The sequence below is a fragment of the Vibrio sp. 378 genome, assembly GCF_033339435.1.
On record NZ_JAWOUO010000307.1, the window covers coordinates 1 to 855 of the forward strand.

Genomic DNA, 855 nt, shown 5'->3' on the forward strand with positions numbered 1-855 from the left:
CCATCATTTTTGCGAGCACTTTTTCCATAAAGCGCTCTTTGACATTTTGATGTACATATAAACGGTTTGTGCACACGCACGTTTGTCCTGCATTGCGGAACTTGGACGCGATAAGCCCATCAGCAGCTGATTCCAAATCAGCATCCTCAAAAACAATAAACGGAGCGTTACCTCCAAGTTCCATCGATACCGCTTTAACAGTTTCACTAGCCTGCTTCATCAAAATTTTGCCGACGCGAGTCGAACCCGTAAATGAAATCTTCTTGATCCTAGGCTCCATCGATAACACCTGACCAAACTCAGCGGCCTGTTCAGAAATAACAACAGGTAAAAGCGGCTTAGGGGTACCAGCCTGATACGCAAGTTCAACAACCGCTAGTGCGGTCAGAGGGGTCAACTCGGACGGTTTGATGATCATCCCACACCCAGCAGCTAACGCAGGTGCCGCTTTTCGTGTGATCATAGCAATAGGGAAATTCCACGGTGTAATCGCAGCACACACGCCTACAGGCTGTTTAATTGTAGATAAACGTCTATCTACAGCAGGAGCTGGGATAACTTCGCCATAAGCTCGTTTAGCCTCTTCTGCAAACCACTCTACAAAAGATGCCCCGTAGCTCACTTCCCCGCGGCTTTCAGACAATGGCTTGCCCTGTTCCAATGTAATAATGGTCGCGATATCTTCAGCGTGTTCCATCAACAATTGATGCCAGTTTTTCAAACAGCTAGAGCGCTCTTTCGCACTCAACTTAGCCCATCGAACTTGTTCAGCCGAACACGCTTCAATGAGGCAATCCAACTCTTCAATTGAACTCGGTTTCAAGCGAATTAACTCTTGCTCAGTTGCAGGGTTGA

1 protein-coding gene is annotated in these 855 nt (G+C 47.1%); it reads right to left on the bottom strand.

Annotated elements, in window-relative coordinates; translation table 11 throughout:
* The coding region (locus R7Q48_RS25895) for an aldehyde dehydrogenase family protein (protein ID WP_318133041.1) at window positions 1-855 on the bottom strand (855 nt) is incomplete at both ends.